The organism is Hyphomicrobium sp. (genome assembly GCF_051860585.1).
Lineage (GTDB): Bacteria > Pseudomonadota > Alphaproteobacteria > Rhizobiales > Hyphomicrobiaceae > Hyphomicrobium_C.
Genome location: NZ_JBHYDS010000028.1, coordinates 1 through 536, shown reverse-complemented (window position 1 = coordinate 536; position 536 = coordinate 1). Strand labels below are relative to the sequence as shown.

1 pseudogene is annotated in these 536 nt (G+C 58.2%); it reads left to right on the top strand.

Annotated features, from left to right (window positions below):
• Positions 1-288 precede the first annotated feature (288 nt).
• Positions 289-536, top strand: a pseudogene (locus tag ACTIFK_RS19040) (efflux RND transporter permease subunit); the annotation flags it as partial.

Genomic DNA, 536 nt, shown 5'->3' with positions numbered 1-536 from the left:
CGGACGCTGCTACTATGTTGCGGTGGAACGGTAAGCAGCTTGTTCGTTGAAAGACTTATGGAAGACCGGCAGTGAACGAGGCGCTCGTTCCGGCTGTTCTCAAATCATCAGCTCAGGAGCGGCTGGATGGTGTTGACGACAGCGTCAGGGAGTCCTTCGTGGATTGACAGTTTTCCGACAGGTGGCCGCTTGACGGCAATATTGGGAAGCGCGGAAGGCGCCTCCATTTTCGCTCGTGACTTGCCGGTATTCGGTCGCCGTAAATCAAGAGGATTGGCATCTTGGGTGGTTCTCCTCATCGCGCCGTTGGCGCTGCTCTCTGCTATCGTCGGCGTCCGGCTCTCCAACGGCGACAACAACATCTTCACGCAGGTCGCGTTTGTCGTGCTGGTCGGACTTGCGGCCAAGAATGCGATCCTGATCGTGGAGTTCGCTTATGAAGAGGAGAGGAGGGGTCGGGATCCGCTTGCCGCAGTGCACGAGGCCGCGCGCCTGCGTCTGAGGCCAATCCTGATGACGTCACTCGCATTCATTGC